Origin of the sequence: Xanthomonas sp. (assembly GCF_017163755.1) — a bacterium.
In the GTDB taxonomy this organism is placed as follows: Bacteria; Pseudomonadota; Gammaproteobacteria; order Xanthomonadales; family Xanthomonadaceae; genus Xanthomonas_A.
This window is the reverse complement of record NZ_JAFIWC010000015.1, coordinates 74,528-94,392: the sequence shown is the minus strand read 5'-3', so window position 1 is coordinate 94,392 and position 19,865 is coordinate 74,528. Positions and strand designations below refer to the sequence as shown.

Annotated in this window: 17 protein-coding genes; 12 read left to right on the top strand and 5 right to left on the bottom strand. The window is 69.9% G+C overall.

The features are described 5' to 3' along the window. Positions 1–106 precede the first annotated feature (106 nt). The 8 genes from JR065_RS11695 (at position 107) to JR065_RS11660 (ending at position 9,536) form a co-directional block, all read left to right on the top strand. On the top strand, positions 107–1,255 hold the full coding sequence (locus JR065_RS11695) for an aldose epimerase family protein (RefSeq protein WP_206234366.1): 1,149 nt from the start codon (positions 107–109) through the stop codon (positions 1,253–1,255). Positions 1,256–1,446: 191 nt separating this feature from the next. After that, complete coding sequence (locus JR065_RS11690) at positions 1,447–4,170, top strand: TonB-dependent receptor (RefSeq protein ID WP_206234365.1); 2,724 nt, start codon at positions 1,447–1,449, stop codon at positions 4,168–4,170. Next, on the top strand, positions 4,167–4,580 hold the full coding sequence (locus tag JR065_RS11685) for a hypothetical protein (protein ID WP_206234364.1): 414 nt from the start codon (positions 4,167–4,169) through the stop codon (positions 4,578–4,580). Before JR065_RS11690 ends, JR065_RS11685 begins: the two co-directional genes overlap by 4 nt. 99 nt (positions 4,581–4,679) lie before the next feature. Continuing rightward, a complete protein-coding gene (locus JR065_RS21820) occupies positions 4,680–5,396 on the top strand; it encodes an FCD domain-containing protein (RefSeq protein ID WP_206234363.1) in 717 nt (238 codons plus the stop codon). Positions 5,397–5,446: 50 nt separating this feature from the next. Further along, positions 5,447–5,761 carry a hypothetical protein gene (locus JR065_RS11675; protein ID WP_206234361.1) on the top strand — a complete coding sequence of 105 codons (315 nt, stop codon included), beginning with the start codon at positions 5,447–5,449 and terminating at the stop codon, positions 5,759–5,761. Continuing rightward, positions 5,758–7,317 (top strand): sodium/sugar symporter, encoded by a 1,560-nt coding sequence (locus JR065_RS11670; protein ID WP_206234360.1) that lies wholly within the window; start codon positions 5,758–5,760, stop codon positions 7,315–7,317. The genes JR065_RS11675 and JR065_RS11670 overlap by 4 nt, the downstream gene beginning before the upstream one ends. A gap of 43 nt (positions 7,318–7,360) precedes the next feature. Then, on the top strand, positions 7,361–8,425 hold the full coding sequence (locus JR065_RS11665) for a sialidase family protein (RefSeq protein ID WP_206234359.1): 1,065 nt from the start codon (positions 7,361–7,363) through the stop codon (positions 8,423–8,425). Between the two features lie 97 nt (positions 8,426–8,522). Then, complete coding sequence (locus JR065_RS11660; protein ID WP_206234358.1) at positions 8,523–9,536, top strand: glycoside hydrolase family 43 protein; 1,014 nt, start codon at positions 8,523–8,525, stop codon at positions 9,534–9,536. Between the two features lie 141 nt (positions 9,537–9,677). On the opposite strand, the gene JR065_RS11655 is transcribed toward JR065_RS11660, so the two are convergent. Beyond that, on the bottom strand, positions 9,678–10,658 hold the full coding sequence (locus JR065_RS11655; RefSeq protein WP_206234357.1) for an NAD(P)-dependent oxidoreductase: 981 nt from the start codon (positions 10,656–10,658) through the stop codon (positions 9,678–9,680). Between the two features lie 87 nt (positions 10,659–10,745). Here JR065_RS11655 and JR065_RS11650 point away from each other — a divergent pair, with 87 nt between their 5' ends. Beyond that, entirely contained in the window at positions 10,746–11,318 is a 573-nt protein-coding gene (locus JR065_RS11650; RefSeq protein WP_206234413.1) for an ANTAR domain-containing response regulator, read from the top strand. Positions 11,319–11,337: 19 nt separating this feature from the next. Then, positions 11,338–12,453 (top strand): CmpA/NrtA family ABC transporter substrate-binding protein, encoded by a 1,116-nt coding sequence (locus tag JR065_RS11645; RefSeq protein WP_206234356.1) that lies wholly within the window; start codon positions 11,338–11,340, stop codon positions 12,451–12,453. An 83-nt stretch (positions 12,454–12,536) separates the two neighbouring features. On the opposite strand, the gene JR065_RS11640 is transcribed toward JR065_RS11645, so the two are convergent. Next, complete coding sequence (locus JR065_RS11640; RefSeq protein ID WP_206234354.1) at positions 12,537–13,502, bottom strand: AraC family transcriptional regulator; 966 nt, start codon at positions 13,500–13,502, stop codon at positions 12,537–12,539. Positions 13,503–13,591: 89 nt separating this feature from the next. Here JR065_RS11640 and JR065_RS11635 point away from each other — a divergent pair, with 89 nt between their 5' ends. Next, entirely contained in the window at positions 13,592–14,425 is an 834-nt protein-coding gene (locus JR065_RS11635; RefSeq protein ID WP_206234353.1) for an oxidoreductase, read from the top strand. Between the two features lie 95 nt (positions 14,426–14,520). Here JR065_RS11635 and JR065_RS21720 read toward each other — a convergent pair whose 3' ends face one another. Genes JR065_RS21720 through JR065_RS11625 form a run of 3 tightly spaced genes read right to left on the bottom strand, consistent with a single transcriptional unit; the run spans position 14,521 to position 17,935 of the window. Beyond that, a complete protein-coding gene (locus JR065_RS21720) occupies positions 14,521–14,643 on the bottom strand; it encodes a hypothetical protein (RefSeq protein WP_277420143.1) in 123 nt (40 codons plus the stop codon). Beyond that, positions 14,640–15,770 carry a PepSY-associated TM helix domain-containing protein gene (locus tag JR065_RS11630; protein WP_206234412.1) on the bottom strand — a complete coding sequence of 377 codons (1,131 nt, stop codon included), beginning with the start codon at positions 15,768–15,770 and terminating at the stop codon, positions 14,640–14,642. The genes JR065_RS21720 and JR065_RS11630 overlap by 4 nt, the downstream gene beginning before the upstream one ends. A gap of 11 nt (positions 15,771–15,781) precedes the next feature. Beyond that, positions 15,782–17,935, bottom strand: a complete 2,154-nt coding sequence (locus JR065_RS11625) for a TonB-dependent siderophore receptor (protein ID WP_206234352.1) — start codon at positions 17,933–17,935, stop codon at positions 15,782–15,784. Between the two features lie 738 nt (positions 17,936–18,673). Here JR065_RS11625 and JR065_RS11620 point away from each other — a divergent pair. Then, complete coding sequence (locus JR065_RS11620; protein ID WP_206234411.1) at positions 18,674–19,843, top strand: nitrate/nitrite transporter; 1,170 nt, start codon at positions 18,674–18,676, stop codon at positions 19,841–19,843. The last annotated feature ends 22 nt before the right edge of the window (positions 19,844–19,865 follow it).

Below are 19,865 nucleotides of genomic sequence, written 5' to 3'. Positions count from 1 at the left end.
ATGCCGTGCACTAATGAAATCGGCGCTCCAACCTGTTGCGGTGCAGCGTTTGAATTGTCCGATTATATGTTTTAGTACGCGCCTTCGTTGAGGGGAGACTTCGATCATGGCGCTCACACCAGGCAAGGCACGGATCTGCGCGGCGGCCGCCGCGTTGGCGGTCACCGCATCGGCGGCGGGGCAGGAGCGCAGCGTCGTCGGCACCACGTCCGACGGCAGCCGCGTCGAGGCGATCACCCTGCGCGACGGCGCGGGCATGCAGGCGCGGGTGCTGACCCTCGGCGCGGCGCTGGTCGCGCTCGAGGTGCCGGACCGCGACGGCAAGCTCGCCGACGTGGTGCTGGCCGACGCCACGCTCAAGGCCACCTTGGACAAGCCGCAGTATTTCGGCACCATCGTCGGCCGTTTCGCCAACCGCCTGGCGCAGGGCAGGTTCACCCTGGACAAACGCCAGTACAGCGTGCCGGTCAACGACGGGCCCAACAGCCTGCACGGCGGCAGCAAGGGCTTTGACAAGGTGGTGTGGGAGGTCGTGGAGGCCAAGGCCGACCGCGTCACCCTGCGCCATGTCAGCCCCGCCGGCGACCAGGGCTATCCCGGCACGCTGACCGTCACCTCCACCTATGCGCTTGAAGGCGACGGCACGCTGGCCATCGAGTACCGCGCCACCACCGACGCGCCGACCATCGTCAACCTCAGCAACCACACCTACTGGAATCTTTCCGGCGAAGGCAGCGGCACGGCGATGGAGCACGAACTGACCATCGCCGCCGATGCGTACACGCCGGTCGACGCCACGCTGATTCCCACCGGCGAGATCCGCTCCGTCGCCGGCACCGTGTTCGACTTCCGCAAGCCCAAGCCCATCGGCCAGGACGTGCGCAAGGCCAAGGAGGAACCGCAGCTGGCGCTGGGCCGCGGCTACGACCACAACTGGGTGGTGAGCCGCAGCGTGTCCAGGCAGCCGCGCGAAGTGGCGCGCGTGCACGATCCGCGCTCCGGCCGCATCCTGACGCTGAGCTCGGCCCAGCCCGGGCTGCAGTTCTATTCCGGCAACTTCCTCGACGGCACCACGGTGGGCAAGCGCGGCCATCTGTATCGCCAGGGCGATGCGTTCGTGCTGGAACCGCAGCTGTTCCCGGATACGCCCAACCAACCTACGTTCGGCTCGGCGCGACTGGCGCCCGGCGAGCAGTACAGCAATCGCATGGTCTACCGATTCAGCACCGACCGGGGCAAACGCAAACCGCGCTGACCGGCGCCCCTCCGGCCCCGCTGCCCGTACGACGCGATGGCATCGCCATCGCGAACGCCGAAGGCATGCCCGGATCCGCGCAAGACGCTGTCCGCACCGCCACGCACTGAAGCCCCGCCTTCTGTCTATCCACGCCGCAGGCCGCCGACGCGACCGATGCGGACACCCACGCCTTCGTCCGGAGACGATGCATGAATCGGCGTTTTCCACACTCGCTGTTGTCGCTTTCGATCTTCTCGGCGCTGCTGCTGCCGGCCCTGGCCCACGCCCAGCAGACCGCCGCGGCCAGCCCCACCACCACCGACCTGGATGCGGTCACGGTCACCGCGCTGCGGCAGAGCCTGGAGACGGCGCAGAACATCAAGCAGAGCTCGGACATGATCGTGGACTCGATCGTGGCCGAGGACATCGGCAAGCTGCCCGACAACAGCGTGGCCGACGCGCTGCAGCGCATCACCGGCGTGCAGATCGCGCAGGGCAGCCAGGGCGAGACCGCCGGCGTGGTGATCCGCGGCCTGCCCAACGTCATCAGCACGCTCAACGGGCGCGAGATCTTCAGCGCCTCCGGCCGCGGCTATGCGTTCCAGAACCTGCCGGCCACCGCGGTCAAGACCCTGAGCGTCTACAAGACCAGCGAAGCCTCGCTGCCGCTGGGCGGCATCGCCGGCCTGGTCGACATCCAGCTGCGCCGGCCGTTCGATTTCGACGGGCCGCAGGTGGCCGCGACCTACGACCTCACCCACAGCAACTACGGCGGCGAGCACGACCCCAATGCCAGCCTGCTGCTGAGCAACCGCTGGGACACCGGCGCCGGCGAGTTCGGCGCGCTGGTCAACCTCGGCTACATGGCCACCGAATACGCCTACGACGCGGTGTGGGCCGACACGCCGCGGGTGCTGACCGACGGCAGCGGCACCGCCCTCCGCACCGAAGAGGGCAACCTGATCTCGGCGCCCAACGGCTTCGGCACCGCCTACAACGACGGCAACCGCCGCCGCGGCGCGTTCAACTACGCGCTGCAGTGGAAGCCCAACGACAGCACCGAGGTGTACCTGGAAGGGCTGTACGACTACGTGCGCGACAGCTACGGCCAGGCGTACTTCTTCAGCTTCCCGACCAGCGTGATCGACCCGGCCGCGATCAGCGTGTCCGACACCTGCTACGCCAACCAGCTGACGCCCCAGCAGGACCCGCTCTACAGCGGCCAGACCATCTGCGACGCCTCCTCGGGCCGCTGGACCGGCGACAACTATTCGGCCACCAGCATGCAGGCGCACAAGCAGCGCGGCCAGGACATCCAGAACGCGCTGGGAGTGAAGTGGGACGGCGACCAGCTGCACCTGTCCAGTGAGCTGTCGCGCACCTCCGGCTACTACCGCGACCGCAACTTCATCATCGACACCTACCTGCAAGGCCCCCTCACCACGGTGTGGGAAGGCAACGCCGGCAGCCACACCAACTGGTACCTGGAAGGCGATCCGGCGCTGAATCCGGCCAACTTCTACCTGGCCGGCCTGTTCCAGACCTGGAGCTACACCTACGGCGAAGAGAACGCGTGGCACGGCGACGGCCGCTTCGATTTCATCGACGGCCCGATCGCATCGCTCCAGTTCGGCCTGCGCTATGCCGACCGCAACGCGCTGGCGCGCGGCAGCGTCGAGCGGTCCACGCCGCCGCCGGGCGGGCAGGGTTCGACCGCCGCGCCCAACCCGGCCAACCAGGTGCCGGTGCGGTTTCCCGGCGCCGATGTCCTGTGCACCAAGGGCAGCAACGCGGCGATGAAGCAGGACTGGCTGGCCCCGTGCTACAGCTACCTGATCCAGAACGCCGACGCCTTGCGTGCGCTGTACGGCCTGCCCGCGGGCCTGGCCGGCGAGAACCCGGGCCGCTATTTCGACATCGGCGAAAAGAAGCTGGCCGGCTACCTGCAGGCCAAGTACGACCTCGAGCTGAGCGACACGGTGCGGGTCGATGGCCTGATCGGCGTGCGCGCGGAGAAGGTGCGCCGCGACTTGAACGCATTCGAGTTCGATGCCGCCACGTCCGTCTACAGCGCGCTGTCGGAGAAGACCAGCGACGTCAATGTGCTGCCCAACGCCAGCGCCGTGTTCCACTTCGGTTCGGACTGGCAGCTGCGCGCGTCGGCGGCCAAGACCCTGAGCTATCCGGATTTCGGCGCGCTCAACCCGTCGCTGTCGCTCAATCCCGGCACCATCAACCGCGCCGGCCAGGCCGCCGGCGGCAACCCCGACCTGACCCCGATCGAGTCGAAGAACTACGACATGTCGCTGGAGTGGTACTTCTCGCCGGTGGGCTCGGCGAGCGTGGGCGTGTTCTATCGCGACATCGACGGCTACATCCAGACCTACATCACCGAGACCGTCATCGGTGGCGAGGACTACCTGCTGTCGTCGCCGCAGAGCGCCGGCAGCGGCCACCTGCAGGGTGTGGAGGCGGCCTGGCAGCAGACCTTCGACTTCCTGCCCGGCGCCTGGAGCGGCCTGGGCGCGCAGTTCAACTACACCTACATCGACGGCGACACCGAGGCGCCGGCGACGGTCGGCGGGCCGATGGTGACCCGGCCGCTGCAGAACGTGTCCAAGACCAACTACAACGCGGTGCTGTTCTACGAGAACTTCGGCCTCTCCGCGCGCCTGGCCTACGGCTATCGCAGCCGCTACATCGCCTCGTTCACCCAGGACACGGTGGCCGGCAACGAGGACCACGTGGTACCGGCCAACTCGCTGGACTTCTCGGTCAGCTACGACCTCAACCGCCACGCGACGCTGGTGTTCTCGGCCACCAACCTGCTGGACGACAACTTCCACCAGTACTGGGGCAGCGGCACCTCGCGGCCGCGCGACATCCGCTTCCAGGACAAGACCTTCGGCCTGGGCGTGCGGTTGAAGCTGTGAATACGGGCGGATCCATCGCCGCGCTGCCGGCACTGCAGATGCCCTGCATCGGCGCTGCGGTCGCGCAGCTCGCGCAGGAGACGGCGCCGGTCGCGCGCCGCCTCGCCGCAGGCGTGGGCTGCGCGACGGCGGTGCGCCTGTCGCAGCAGCCGGCGGCGGATGAAGGCCGGATGCTGCCGGCGCTCAAGATGGGTTTCGCCGCCGTGCCGCGACTGGCGGCCGATGGACGCATGCTGCACGCGGCAACCTCGCCGCCAGTGCCTGCCGAACGTGCCGGTGCCGCCGCCGACGCCTGGCGCGCGGCCCAGTTCCAGGCTCCGTTGAAGGCCGGCGCCAATCGCGTGGCGATCGGCACTCCCGCCTGGCTGCTGGACCGCGACGCGCTGGATATCGAGGCGATTGCGCCATGAGTCCCGCAAGCCATCGGTTGCCTGGCACCACCGCTAGCCCCTATTGTCGGATAATCGCAGCAGCCGCGGCGCGCGGCTCGTCCTTCCGAAGGGGTTACAGTGAGACACATCGCGGTTCGCAACCTCCACGGCCAGGTGATCCAGGAGATCGGCCGCATGATCATCAGTGGCGAGATCAAGCCTGGAGAGCTGCTGCCCCGCGAAGAGGTGTTCGCGCAGAACATGGCGGTCAGCCGCTCGGCGCTGCGCGAGGCGCTGAAGGTGCTCGGCTCCAAGGGCCTGATCGAAACCAAGCAGAAGACCGGCACCCGGGTCCGCGATCCGCGTTACTGGAACCAGCTCGACGCCGACATCCTGGCCTGGCGCTGCGCCTCGATGCCGACCGACGACTTCGTCGAGAAGCTGGTGGAGATGCGCGAGATCATCGAACCGGCCGCGGCGGCGGCGGCGGCCAAGCGCCGCTCGCCGCCGCAACTGGCGCGGATCAAGGCGGCCTACGAGGCCATGGCCGCGGCGCAGGACATGGACGCGTGGGCCAAGGCCGACCTGGACTTCCACGAGTGCGTGCTGGACGCGGCCAACAACGAACTGATGGGCTCGCTGTTCTCGGTGATCGATGCGGCGCTTGGCGCCTACCTGCTGCTGTCCGCGCGAAAGGCCGCCGATTTCAAGTACTCGCTGCCGCGCCACCTGGCGGTGCTGGATGCCATCCGCCTCAAGCGCCCGGAGGCGGCGCGCGCCGCGATGCTCGGGATGATCGCCGACTCGCGCGCCAACATCAAACGCCGCTCGCGGGCGCGCACGACCTCCGCCTGACGGCCGGCAGCGGCCGCGCAGGGTCGCGATCTCGTTCACAGGATGCGAGCGTGCGGGGATCCGCGCCGCAGCGCGCGCTGACCGTCCGTATATTCCTGGCCGATATGGGCATGCGTATCGCGCAAGCGCTCGCTGCGCCGCGCGCGGCCGCTGCCGGCGCGCTGCCGGCGTCCGGCGTCGTCGCGCAGCGCTCGGCAGATGCCGGCCCCGCACCCGTGCCGACCTGCGCGCACGGCATATCCGGAGTGCATGCCGCCGTTGCCGGCGGCCGGCAGCGGCCGCATGGGCGCCAGCCAGCCTTTCATCGTCGACGGCGACCGGCCATGAGCGCCGGTGCCCATCCGTTCGTGGAGAACCGCAAATGAGCCTGTCCCCCCTCGACATCACCATCGTGCTGGTCTACCTGGCCGGCATCTTCATCCTGGCGCAGTGGGTGTCGCGGGAGAAGGCCGGGCACAGCAAGAGCGCGGAGGACTATTTCCTGGCCAGCAAGTCGCTGCCGTGGTGGGCCATCGGCGCGTCGCTGATCGCGGCGAACATTTCCGCCGAGCAGATCATCGGCATGTCCGGGTCGGGCTACGCCATCGGCCTGGCGATCGCCTCGTACGAGTGGATGGCCGCGCTGACCCTGCTGATCGTCGGCAAGTGGTTCCTGCCGATCTTCCTGCGCAACCGGATCACGACGATGCCGCAGTTCCTGCAGGAGCGCTACGGCAACCGCATCCGCACGCTGATGGCGGTGTTCTGGCTGGCGCTGTACGTGTTCGTCAACCTGACCTCGATCCTGTGGCTGGGCTCGATTGCCATCGCCCAGGTCACCGGCATGGACCAGACCGTCGCGCTGGTGCTGCTCGGCGCGTTCGCGCTGGCCTACCAGCTCTACGGCGGGCTGAAGGCGGTGGCGCTCACCGACATCGTGCAGGTCACCTTGCTGGTGCTGGGCGGGCTGATGGTCACCGCCATCACCCTGAGCCGGTTGGGCGAGGGCAGCATCGTGCAGGGTTTCACCACGCTGTGGGCGCGGCATCCGGAGAAGTTCCAGATGATCCTGTCGCCGGACGATCCCTTCTACAAGGACCTGCCGGGCCTGAGCGTGCTGCTGGGCGGCATGTGGATCGCCAACCTGAGCTACTGGGGCTTCAACCAGTACATCATCCAGCGCGCGCTGGCCGCCAAGAGCATCCAGGAAGCGCAGAAGGGCGTGGTGTTCGCCGCGTTCCTCAAGTTGCTGATCCCGGCCATCGTGGTGTTGCCGGGCATCGCGGCGGTGATGATCGCCCCGGACCTGGAGCGCCCGGACGAAGCCTATCCGACGATGATGCGGCTGCTGCCCAGCGGCGTGCTGGGGCTGGTGTTCGCCGCGCTGATCGCGGCGATCGTCGCGTCGCTGGCGTCGAAGATCAATTCGGTCGCCACCATCTTCACCCTGGACTTCTACGCCAAGCGCGCCCCCGACGCGTCCGAGCGCAAGCTGGTGCGGGTGGGGCGCATCACCGCCATCGCCGCCATCGCCCTCGCCGTGCTGACCGCGCGCCCGTTGCTGGGCAGCTTCGACCAGGGCTTCCAGTACATCCAGGAGTTCACCGGCTTCTTCACCCCGGGCATCGTGGTGATCTTCTTCCAGGGCCTGTTCTGGAAGCGCGCCAACGAGGCCGGCGCGCTCGCCGCGGCCGTCAGTTCCTTCGTGCTGTCGCTGGCGCTCAAGCTGGCGCTGCCGGAGGTGCCGTTCATGGACCGCATCGGCATCGTGTTCCTGGCGTCGCTGGCGCTGGCCACGGCGGTGGCGCTGTCGACCACCGCCACCGGCGCGCGCGACCGCATCCAGACCCAGGACGTCAGCTATGCCACGACGCCCTCGTTCAACGTGGCCTCGCTGGCGATCGTCGCCGTGCTGGTCGCGCTGTACGCCACGTTCTGGTGAACGCGATGCGCCGGCATCGACACAACGAGGCAGGGAGAAACGCATGAAGCACATGACGCGATGGGTGCTTGCGGCCGCGGCCGCGGCCGGTGCGCTGGCCTGGATGTTGCCGGCGGCGGCGCAGGCGCAGGTGCGCTGGGGCGATACCGCGACCGTGGCCGCGCGCGACGCCGGCTGGGGGCGCATGGCGCAGCTGGCCGATGGCCGCTGGCTGGCGGTCACCACGCGCTTCCATCCGGATGCGCCTTCCACGCTGGCGCTGTCGGTCAGCGGCGACCGCGCGCGCACCTGGACGGCGCTGTCCAGCGTGGCCGAGGACGGTCGCCAGATCGACAACGGCGAACTGCTGGCGCTGCCCGATGGCCGCGTGCTGCTGGCGATGCGTTCGCTGATCGCCGGCGCGTCCTACCGCCTGCACCTGTACGACAGCGGCGATGGCGGCCGCAGCTGGGCGTTCGTCGGCGTCATCGACGCCAACGAAGCGCCGCAGGGCCGCAACGATCGCGGCCTGTGGGAGCCGATGCTGTCGGCGCTGCCCGATGGTGCATTGTCCGTGCTGTACGCCGACGAGACCCACGCCGACGCGTCGCCGGCCTACAACCAGGTGGTGACCCAGCGCCTGTCGCGCGACGGCGGCAGGACCTGGGGGCCGAAGGCCAGCATCGTGGCCGAGCCGGGCGGCGGCCGGCTGCGGCCGGGGATGCCGGTGATGACCCGGCTGCGCGATGGCCGCTACCTGCTGGTGTTCGAGATCTGCGGCGCGGACCCGCAGTGCCCGGTGTCGATGAAGTACTCGGCCGACGGCGTGCAGTGGCCGCAGGGGCTGGGCACGCCGCTGCAGCACCAGCGCTGCGGCCCGCACGTGATGGCCACCGCGCAGGGCACCGTGTTCGCCACCTCGTGCCTGAACCAGGTCGCCTGGAGCGATACGGCCGGCGCCAGCTGGCAGCTCACCGGCGAGCCGGCGTGGCCGTTCGGTTTCCAGCACTCGTGGCCGGCGCTGTACGACCTGGGCCAGGGCGAGATCGGCGTGATCAACAACGTCGCCGGCGGCGTGCAGATCCGCTTCGGCCAGATCGTGGAGGCCGAGCCTTCGCAGGCGCGGTGAGGCCAGCGTGCAGCGCCTGCGCCGGCCGGCACGCGGCGGCGCAGGCGCCACCGTCCCGCCGCGCCCCGTCCATCCGACCATCCCCTTGGAGACCGCCATGTCCTTTCGCCGTGCGAACGTCCTGTTGCTTGCCTTCCTGCTCGCGGTCCCGGCGGCGCCGGCGCTGGCCGCCGAAACCTTCACCAACCCGCTGCTGCCTTCCGGCCCGGATCCGTGGATCGCGCGGCTGGACACGACCTATTTCTTCATGAGCACGCGCGGCGACCGGCTGACGATCCGCAAGACCGACGACCTGGCCAGGCTGGCCGAGGCGAAGGAGGTCACCGTGTGGACCTCGCCGGCCACCGGCGCCAACGCCAGATCCATCTGGGCGCCCGAGCTGCACCGCATCGGCGAACGCTGGTTCATCTACTACACCGCCTCGGACGACGTGCACAACGACGACGCGCACCGCGGCGTGTTCGTGCTCGAGAACGCCCATCCCGACCCCACCCGGGGCACCTGGATCGACCGCGGCCGCCTGCGCACCGCGCATCCCGGCATCGACGGCACCACCTTCGAGCACGACGACAAGCGCTACTTCGTGTACTCGCCCTACGTCGGCCCGGACAGCGTGCTGTCGATCGTGGCGATGTCCAATCCGTGGACCCTGGAGGGCGAGGAGACGGTCATCGCCCGGCCCGACCGGGCGTGGGAGCGGCAAGGCGGGCGGCAGATCCTGGAAGGGCCGCAGTTCCTGCGCGGGCCGCGCGGCGACCTGTTCCTCACCTACTCGGGCAGCGCCTGCTGGTCGGACGACTACGCCATCGGCCTGCTGAGCGCGCCGGCCGGCAGCGATCCATTGAACGCCGGCAGCTGGAGCAAGGCCGATGGCCCGGTGTTCGCCAAGGATCCGCACGGCCAGGAATTCGCGCCGGGACACAACGGTTTCTTCGATACCCCGGGCGGCAAGGAAACCTGGATCGTGTACCACGCCAATCCCGCGGCGGACATGAAATGCACGGCGCAGCGCTCGCCGCGGATGCAACGCATCACCTGGTCCACGGAGGGTCGGCCGGTGTTCAAGCGGGCAGGGCCGGCGGGAACGCCGCAGGCGGCACCGGCCAGGTGAACCCGCGCTCTAGGGTTGGGTATCGCGGGCGCTCGCCGATGTGGACGATGCGCTCGCCGGGCTGGAAGCCGGCCTGCAGCTGCAAGCGGCACGCAAACGGATGCCGCTGCAAATACGGCCGTTGTCCGTCGCGCACCGGCGCTACGGCAGCACCCCGGCGACCACGTCGCAGGCGATCCCTGCGGCGGCCAGCTGCGGCGCCAGCCGATCGTGCGGCGCCTGGCGGAACGCATCGCCGGGCTTGAGGCTGACCACGCGCTGCCCGGCCTGCACCTGTTCGAGCAGCAGCGCCAGGTGCGCGGCGTCGTCCGCAGGCAGCGGCCGGCGTGCGGCGTCGCGCCGCGCCAGGCCCAGCACCGCGTCGCCGACCTGCGGATCGCACAGCAGCAGGTCGGCCTGGTTGAGCGCGCGCAGCGCTTTCAGGGTCAGCGCGCCGGGGTCGCCGTTGCCGGTGCCGACCAGCCAGACGCTGCCGCGGCGCGTGACCTCTCCGCTGCGCTGCAGGCTGTCGGCGAAGGCCTGTTCGGCGGCATCGCGCTGGCCGCTCTGCAGCAGCGCCTGCACCGGGCCTTCGAGCACCTGCTCGAACCAGCGCCGGCGCAGCGCCAGCTGCGGCAGGCGCGCGCGGATCGCCTCGCGGTGGCGCGCGAACAGCTGCGCCAGCTGCGCGTAGGAGTGGTCGAGCTCGGTCTCCCAGCGCTCGCGCAGGCGCCGCGCCAGCATCGGCGCCGCGCCGCTGGAGGAGATCGCCACCAGCAATGGATCGCGGTCGATGATCGCCGGCACCTGGAACGTGGACAGTTCGGCATCGTCGACCACGTTGACCAGCTTGCGCCGCTGCCCGGCCTGCGCGGCGAGCTGGCGGTTGAAGCCGTTGTCGTCGGTGGCCGCGACCACCAGCCAGGCGGCGTCCAGCCACTGCGGGTCGAACGCGCCATCGACCCGCTGCAGCCGGCCCTGCGCCAGCCACTGCGCCACGGTGTCGTTCAGCGCATGCGCATACACCTGCACCTGCGCACCGGCATGCAGCAGCGCCTCGATCTTGCGCATCGCCACCTCGCCGCCGCCGACCACCAGCACGCGGCGCCCGGCCAGATCGGCGAACAACGGATAGAGCGGCATGCGGACTCCTGCGGCGGGAACGGTGCGGGGACGCATGTTGCATGGCACCATGCGGGTCAGCCAACTTCCGTTAGCCACGCCCCCATGCTGCGCGTCCTGCTGGTCAACGATACCGAAAAGCCGATCGGGCAGCTGCGCCAGGCGCTGCTCGATGCCGGCTACGAGGTGTTGGACGAGGTGGCGGCGGCGCCGGCATTGCTGAAGGCGGTGGCCACGCAGCAGCCGGACGTGGTGATCATCGACGTCGATTCGCCCTCGCGCGACACGCTCGAGCAACTGGCGCTGATCCACCGCCAGGCGCCGCGCCCGGTGGTGATGTTCTCCGCCGACGGCGACGACCAGCTGATCCGCGCCGCGGTCGGCGCCGGCGTCACCACCTACGTGGTCGACGGGCTGTCGCCGGCGCGGCTGGCGCCGATCGTGCAGGTGGCGCTGGCGCGCTTCGAGCAGGAAGCGGGGATGCGCCGGCAATTGGACGAGGTGCAGCAGAAGCTGCAGGACCGCGAACAGATCGACCGCGCCAAGCGTCTGCTGATGGACAAGCGCGGCATGAGCGAGAACGACGCCTACGCCGCCCTGCGCCAGCAGGCGATGAAGCAGGGGCTGAAGCTGGCCGATGTGGCCCGGCGCATCCTGGCGATGGCCGACCTGCTGGGATGAACCGCCGGATGAGACACGGATGAACACAGCTTCGAACGCCGAACCGCGCAGCCTGCGCCTGGGCTACATGCCGCTGATCGACTGCGCGCCGCTGGTGGCGGCGGTGCGGCTGGGGCTGGACCGCCGCCACGGCCTGCGCCTGGAACTGCATCGCCAGGCCTCGTGGGCGGCGGTGCGCGACAAGCTGCTGTCCGGCGAACTGGACGCGGCGCATGCGCTGTCCGGGCTGGTGTACGGCGTGGAATGCGGCATCGCCGGGCCGCAGGCGGAGCTGGCGATCCTGCTCACGCTCAACCGCAACGGCCAGGCGATCACCCTGGCGCCGGCGCTGGCCGACGCGCTGGCGGGCGGCGTGCCGCTGCGCGAGGCGCTGGCCGCGCTGGGCCGCATGCCGGTGTTCGCGCAGACCTTTCCCACCGGTACCCATGCGATGTGGCTGTACTACTGGCTGGCGGCGCAGGGCGTGGACCCGATGCGCGCGATCCAGGCGGTGACCCTGCCGCCGCCGCAGATGCCCGGCGCGCTGGCGCGTGGCGAGCTGGACGGCTATTGCGCCGGCGAGCCGTGGGCGGCGCAGGCCGAGGCGATGGGCGCGGGCCGGCGGGTGATCCGCAGCGGCGAGCTGTGGCCCGGGCATCCGGAAAAGGTGCTGGCCTGCCGCCGCGCCTTCGCCGCGCTGCAGCCGGAACTGGCGCGCGCGCTGACCGCCACGCTGCTGGAGGCCTGCCGCTGGCTCGACGATGCCGCGCACCGGCGCCAGGCGGTGGCGTGGCTGGCCGACGCGGAGGTGATCGGGCTGCCGGCCGAGCGCATCGCCGCATGCCTGCTGCCGGGTGGCGCGGCGGACGACGGCGCCGATCCGCAGGGGCTGCGCTTCCATGCCGGCGGCCTGGCGAACCTGCCGTGGCTGTCGGACGGGCGCTGGTTCCTGCAGCAGTTCCGCCGCTGGGGCTGGCTGCCGGCGAGCGCCGAAGGCGCCGCGCAGGATGCGGCGCACGATGCGCAACTTGTCGCCCGCGTGCATCGGCTGGACACCTACCGCGCCGCCGCCGCGCAACTGGGCGTGGCGTTGCCCGAGCGCGACGCGCGCGAGGACGGATTGCCGGATTGGCATGCGGTGCAGGCGCCTGGCTGAAGCGCAGGCCTGCGCTCGACGCAGGTGTCGCGGCGCTGCGCGGAGCCGCACGATGCCACCGGTTCGGGTAGGTGGATTCCTCGCTAGTGCGAGGACACGTATACGGCGTCCGGCTGCCTGTGCGGAAGCGCGAAGCTTTCGCGCATGCGCCGCGCTTCCTTGGCGGGCGTGAGCCCGAAGAAGCGCCTGAACTCGCGGCTGAACTGGGATGTGCTTTCGAACCCCACCGCATGGCAGGCGGCCGCCGCCGTCATCCCGTCCTGGACCATGAGCAGGCGCGCCTGGTGCAGCCGCGTCGACTTGAGGTACTGCATGGGCGAGGTGCAGGTCACCGCCTTGAAGTGGCTGTGGAACGAAGGCGCGCTCATGCCCGCTTCCTGCGCCAGCCGGGCGACGTCCAGCGGCTGGGCGTACGCGGTGTGGATGAGCCGAAGCGCCTTGCCGATCTTCCCGAATCTGCCCTGCATGGCCAGCGCCGAGCGCAGGGTGGGTCCCTGCGGCCCGGTCAGGATGCGGTAGTACAGCTCGCGCAGCAGCTGAGGGCCGAGAATGGCGGCCTCCCTCGGATCGGCAAGTGCCAGCAGCAGGCGCTGCACGGACAGGTGCATGGCCTCGTCGATCGGGCTGGACAGCATGCTCTGCGGCTGCGCGCTGTCCACAGCGCCTGCGTGGCGATCGATCTCCAGCATGAGCCCGGCGGCCAGCGGAAAGTCCAGGTGCAGGTAGAGCGCCAGCAGCGGCGTCTCGGCCGAGGCCTCGGTCTCCATGGCGAACGGTACGGGTACCGATACCGCCAGGTACTGGTGCGCGTCATAGATGTAGGTGCGCTGGCCGAAATAGCCGCGTTTGCGCCCCTGGCAGACGATCACGATGCCCGGATCGTAGAGCACCGGGGTGCGCGCCAGCGGACGGTCCGACCGCAGCAGGCGGACGCTGGGCAGCGCGGTCGGGGTGTAGCCCTCGCGCGGCGCCAGCGCCAGGACGAGGGGGGCCAGCGGCGCCAGGCCGGCGGCGGCCTGCAACGGGACGGAAGCGTGCGGCGGTTTCATGGGAATAGGCAATTTTGTGAGCCTTGTGCGCCTTACCGGCGGTGACGGCCCTGCGTATTGTGCGCTCCATTCAAGCCTGGGAGCGCGCAATGGAGCATCCGAAACTCATCCTCGTCACCGGCGTCAGCAGCGGCTTCGGCCGCGCACTGGCGCGCGCGGCGCTGGCGGCGGGGCACCGCGTGGTCGGCACGCTGCGCGATGCCGAAGCCGTTGACGCGTTCCAGGCGCTGGCGCCCGCACGCGCGCATGCGCGCATCCTCGATGTCACCGATGTCGACGCGATCGATGCGGTGGTGGCCGAGGTCGAAGCCACGTTCGGCGCGATCGACGTGCTGGTGAACAACGCCGGTTACGGCCACGAAGGCGTGATGGAGGAGTCGCCGCTGAGCGAGATGCGGCGCCAGTTCGAGGTCAACGTGTTCGGCGCGGTGGCGATGATGAAGGCGGTGCTGCCCGGCATGCGTGCGCGCCGCGCCGGCAGGATTCTCAACATCACGTCGATGGGCGGGTTCGTCACCATGCCGGGCATCGCCTACTACTGCGGCAGCAAGTTCGCGCTGGAGGGCATCAGCGAGGCGCTGGGCAAGGAGGTGCGCGAACTGGGCATCCACGTGACCGCCGTGGCGCCGGGTTCGTTCCGTACCGATTGGGCCGGCCGTTCCATGGTCCGCAGCGCACGTTCCATCGGCGACTACGACCGCGTGTTCGATCCTGTCCGCCAGCGGCGGCAGGAGCTCAGCGGAAAGCAGTTGGGCGATCCGGACAAGGCGGCGCGGGCCATGCTGTGGATCATCGACAGCGATGCGCCGCCGGCCCATCTGCTGCTGGGCAGCGACGCGCTGCACCTGGTCCGCGACAAGCTCGCCAGCCTGCAGGAAGAACTCGCGCGATGGGAGCAGCTGACGCGTTCGACCGACGGTTGAGAACCCGGCGGCGCATCGGCCCGGACGCGACCCGATCTGCCGTTGGCTGGACGATGCCGCCGCCCGCCTGCTGCCGGCGGCGCGGCGAACCTGCGCTACCTGGCGACCTCGAGCGGGATCAGCGCGATCCACACCAGCAGCAGGGCCAGCCACAGCCAGCGCCAGCCGCCCATGCCCTTCCAGGCGAGCTTCCAGGGCCGCTTGTCCGGCTCGCTCATGGCTTGTTCCTCCTCAGCGCAGACCTGATCGCATCGGATACGCGCAGCCCGTACAGGTAGACGCCGGTGAAGCACAGGGCGGTCATGGCGCTGCCGAACAGGAACCACAGCAGGCGCACCGGCCAACCGCCGAAGCTGCCGAAGTGCAATGGATCGGCCATCTCGGAGATGCGCTGGTGCACGCCCAGGTCGCGTCCGTCCCGCCAATCGATGAGCTGGCCGGACCGCAGGTCGAAGCCGGCGACGTTGGCGCGGTCGCGGACCAGCCATGCTTGCGCCTGGCCATCGAGCAGCAGGCTGCGGCCGTCCGCACTGGGCTCGGCGCCACGGATCTGCAGCGCGGGCCAGCGCCGATTCAACGTCGCCACGGCGCGATCGATCGCATGCGGGTCGGCGCGCCGGCGGTTCCCGTCGTCTTCGGGAAGCGCGATCCTGGCCGGCACCGGTGCCTTGCCGCCCAACGACTCGACCAGGTACCAGCCACCGGTCGCGGCGATCAACGCGATGAACCACAGGCTCCACACGCCCAGCAGGCGGTGCAGGTCGCCCCACAGTCGCCGCGGGCGGTCGCCACGTGGCCAGCTGAAGAACCCGCGCCACCAGCGCTTGTAGATGAACAGGCTGCTGGTCAAGGTGATGAGCAGCGGGAGCGAAAGCGCCGCCACCAGGGGGACGCCGTACTTCACCGGCAGCATCAGATGCCGGTGCGTGTTGCGCAGGAAGCGGTGGGCGTTGAACCAGTGGGTATCGCCGGTCACGCGGCCGCGATACGGGTCGATCCACACGAACCTGCGGCGTCCATCGGGCGTTCGCATCTGCGCCGCGGCGGCGAAGCGCGAGGCATGCGGCGCAGCCACCGCTTCGAGCGTCCAGTCGGGATGGGCCTGCTGCGCCGCGGCGACGAGCTGTCCCCAGCTCGCCCGTTCCGGACCCGGAGTCACCCGCATTTGCGCATGCAACGCCCAGTCGATTTCCTGGGCGAACACCGCCAAGGTGCCCGTCAGGCAGACGAACCCCAGGAACAGGCACAGCTTCAGGCCGACCCAGCTGTGCAGGTCGAACCACAGGCGGCGCCCCTTGCCCTTGGAGGCGGAATTCGCGGCGGGCGCTGGCGCGGGCTGGCGCATGATGTCGTGGCTCAGAAGGTGTACGCCGCTTGCAGGTACAGGCGCCGCGGTTCGCCCGGGAAGTGACCGGTGCGCTCGGTGAAGCCGCTGGCGGCGTACACCTTGTCGAACAGGTTCTTGACGTTGGCCTGGAACTTCCAGCGGTTCCACTGCGTCTGCCAGCTCAGGTCGAAGATCGTGTACGGCTTGACCCGCTGCCCCTCCAGGCTGATGCGTTCGTCGGTGTAGTCCATGCCAAGGCCGATCGCCGAGGCGATGGCGGGCAGGTCGTAGCGCGTCCACAGGCCGAGCTTGTTGCGCGGGGCGTTGGCGAAGCGGTCGCCGGACGCGTCGGTGACGCCGTCGGTACCGGCATCGACGACCCGCGCGTCGTTGTAGGCGTACGCCAGGTTCAGCACCCACCGATCGGTCAGGTCCGCCAGCACGTCGATCTCCAGGCCTTCGCTGCGGACCAGGCCGAGCGCGGCCAGCTGGTTCACGCCCTCGACCACCCGGCTGGTGGATTGCACGATGTTGCTGCGCTCGATCCGGTAGAGCGCGGTGTTCAGCGTGAAACGCCCGTTGCCGAGCAGGCTCTTCAGGCCCACCTCCCATTGCCTGCTCTGTTCCGGATCGAACGGGCCGCCGGCGGCCGGATCCTGGTTGCCGGTGGCCTGCGGAACGAATCCGCTGGCCACGCTGGCGTAGGCGTTGAGTCCTTCGCGCAGCACGAAGGTGCTGCCGACGCGCCAGCTCAGGTCGTGGCCGTCGATCCGGCTGCGGGCGACCCGGTCTTCGTCTTCGAAACCGTCCCAACGCAGCCCGGCCAGCAGATACCAGCGCGGCGTGAGGGTCACTTCGTCCTGCAGATAGCCGCCGTAGCGCACGCCGCGCGTACGCGTCCCGCGCCATGGCAGGCCGGCCAGGCCGTAGTCGTGGTAGGAGGTCATGCCGTAGACCGGATCGAACAGGTCGATGCCCGGCACCGGCCCTGCATTGCGAGCCAGGTCGGCGCTGTTGGCGGTTTGCGCGTCGAAGTCCGAGTCGCCGCGGTAGTAGTCGGCGCCGAACAGCAGCTTGTGTTCGATGGCGCCCATGGCGACACGCCAGACGGCATTGCCGTTGAACGCGACGGCATCGTTGTCCCGATACTGGTTGCGCAGCTGCCGGGTCATCCATTCGGCCGTACCGTCGCCATCGCGGTCGATCAGTCCGGTCGGCTCGTGGTAGATCTGGTGCTCGCTGTTCTCGAACCAGCGCGCAGCGAAGTCCACGTCCCAGGCCTGCGAAGGGTGGAAGCGGTACTGGGCCAGCACCACCTTCGCCTGCATGTCGAGGAAGTCCGACGCCTCGTTGTGGTTCCAGCGCCTGTCGGTCAGGAAATATCCGTTGTCGTTGACCGGCACGCCGCGCAGGCGGTTGCCGCCCAGGTTCTGCGTGATGTCGGTGTACTGCAAGGTCAGTTCGCCGGTGTCGCCGACATCCAGGGCGACCGACGCGTCCCCGATCAGGCTCTGGCTGTCGGCATTCCAGCGCACGCCTTCCTCGCCGTCGCCATAGACGCCCAGCCGGTAGCGGACGCTGCCGGACGCGTTCGCCGGGCCGGTCGCCTCGAACGACGCGGCGGCGAAATCCTCGTTGCCGGCCTGCAGCTCCAGCCGCCGCTGCGCCTTGGCTTGCGGCTTGCGCGTGACGTAGTTGATGACGCCGCCGGCATTGCCGCCGCCGTACAGCGCGCCGGCCGGCCCCTTCAGCACTTCGACCCGCTCGATGTTGAACAGCTGCGGCACGGAGAAGCCGGCATAGGGATCGCCGCGCAGCCCGTCGTAGAGCACGTTCTCCTGGCGGAAGCCGCGCAGCGTCACGCCGGCGTAGCTGAAGAAACTGATGCCGCTGATGCTGCGGTACAGGTCGGTGACCTGGCGCGCGGCCTGGTCGTCGATCAGTTCGCGCGGCAGCACCTGCACCGACTGCGGCACCAGCGACAGCGGGGTGTCGGTGCGGGTCGCCACGGCCGCGTCCTCCGCCTTGTACAGGGTCTGTGCCCGGCCTACGACCCGGACCGAGTCCAGCTCGGTGACGTCCGGATCCGGTGCCGCCTGGGACACCGATTGGGCGTGGACGTCGGACAACACCAGCAGCAAGCCGGTGGCCAGCACCGAGCGCGGGAACAGCGAGGGGGACATGCAGGATCCTAGATGCGAATGATAATCACATTGCTTAGTGTAGCGGCTCGCCGGGTTTTTTTGTGCGCCGTCCCGCGGGACCGGGCCCGTGCGAGGTCCCGCGCCCGCGCGCCCGCCGGATGCGCCTCGGGTCCGCGAGGAGTTTTTGCGGGCCGCTCGGGCGAGGTTGGCAGGTCGCGCCGCGCGGTTGCAAGCGAGGCGACACGACAGCGACCCTCGCCACGATTTGGGGCTGTTCCCCATTGCGACCGCTATAACGACAGACCCCCGCACTGCTGCGGGGTTCTGCAAAACTCCTTGCGAGTCCCGAGTCCCGAGTCCCGAGTCCCGGTTCCCGCGACGCACAACAACGGTGCGGCGCGCACCACTTGTGTTCATGGCCGCAGGCTGTGGCCAGCGCGATGCCACGCTCCAGGCGGCTGCCGAATCGGCCAGCGCATTGAATTTGCTGGCGATTCGCCGGCTATCTCGCGGCTGCCAAGAGTTGGCACGGCGATTGCGATAGTCCCGCTGCGGATGCAACGGGGTGTCCGCACCAACTCGATTCCGGCGCGCGGGCCAATGGCGGTCCGCGCGCCCAGACAACGGCGTCTTCCGGTGCGAACCGGACGGCGCCGTTTTCGTTTTCTCCTCCCCCCAACTACCGCGAGCTGCGTGTGGTGTGCAGCGCTGCGGCCCAACGTTTCGGAGACGACGCGGATGAACCGATCCTTCTGGCAGGCCGGGCACACGCCCACGCTGTTGTCGGCGTTCCTGTATTTCGACCTGAGCTTCATGGTCTGGTACCTGCTCGGCCCGTTGCAGGTGCAGATCGCCGCGGCGCTGCAGCTGGATACGCAGCAGCGCGCGCTGATGGTGGCGGTGCCGATCCTGTGCGGGGCGGTGCTGCGGCTGTTCCTGGGCATGCTCGCCGACACCATCGGCGCCAAGCGCGCGGGGATGCTGGCGCAGGTGCTGGTGATCGCGGCGCTGGCGGTGGCCTGGCAGCTGGGCGTGCACAGCTTCGCCCAGGTGCTGTTGCTGGGGCTGATGCTCGGCGTGGCCGGGGCCTCGTTCGCGGTGGCGCTGCCGCTGGCCTCGCGCTGGTATCCGCCGCAGCACCAGGGCACGGCGATGGGCATCGCCGGCGCCGGCAATTCCGGCACCGTGTTCGCGGCGCTGCTGGCGCCGGCGCTGGCCACCGCGTTCGGCTACCAGGCGGTGTTCGGGCTGGCGTGCATTCCGCTGGCGCTGACCCTGCTGGTGTTCGCGCTGTGCGCCAAGGACGCGCCGGTGGAGGTGCCGCGCCGGCGCCTGGCCGACTACGCGCGGGTGCTGGTCGGCAACCGCGATTCGTGGTGGTTCATGCTGTTCTACGCGATCACCTTCGGCGGCTTCGCCGGCTTCGCCAGCGCGCTGCCGGGCTACTTCCACGACCAGTTCGGCTTCAGTCCCAAGATCGCCGGCTGGGCCACCGCCGCGTGCGTGCTGGCCGGCTCGGTGATGCGCCCGTTGGGCGGGGCGATCGCCGACCGCGTCGGCGGCACCCGCGCGCTGCTGTCGATCTACCTGCTGGTGGCGCTGCTGGTCGCCGCCGCGGCGATCGGCGTCGGCGGCCCGGCGGCGACGGTGGCGCTGTTCGTGGTCACGCTGCTGTGCCTGGGCACCGGCAACGGCGCGGTGTTCCAGCTGGTGCCACAGCGCTTCGGCAGCGACATCGGGCTGATGACCGGCCTGATCGGCATGGCCGGCGGCATCGGCGGGTTCCTGCTCGCCGCCGGGCTGGGCGTGCTCAAGCAGCACACCGGCAGCTACGCGCTGGGGCTGTGGCTGTTCGCCGGCTGCGCGCTGCTGGCGTGGGGCCTGCTGTCCAACGTCAAGCAGCACTGGCGCAGCCAATGGGCGGCGACCACCGCCGCGCGCGTGTGATGACCCTCAGCGGAGATAGCCG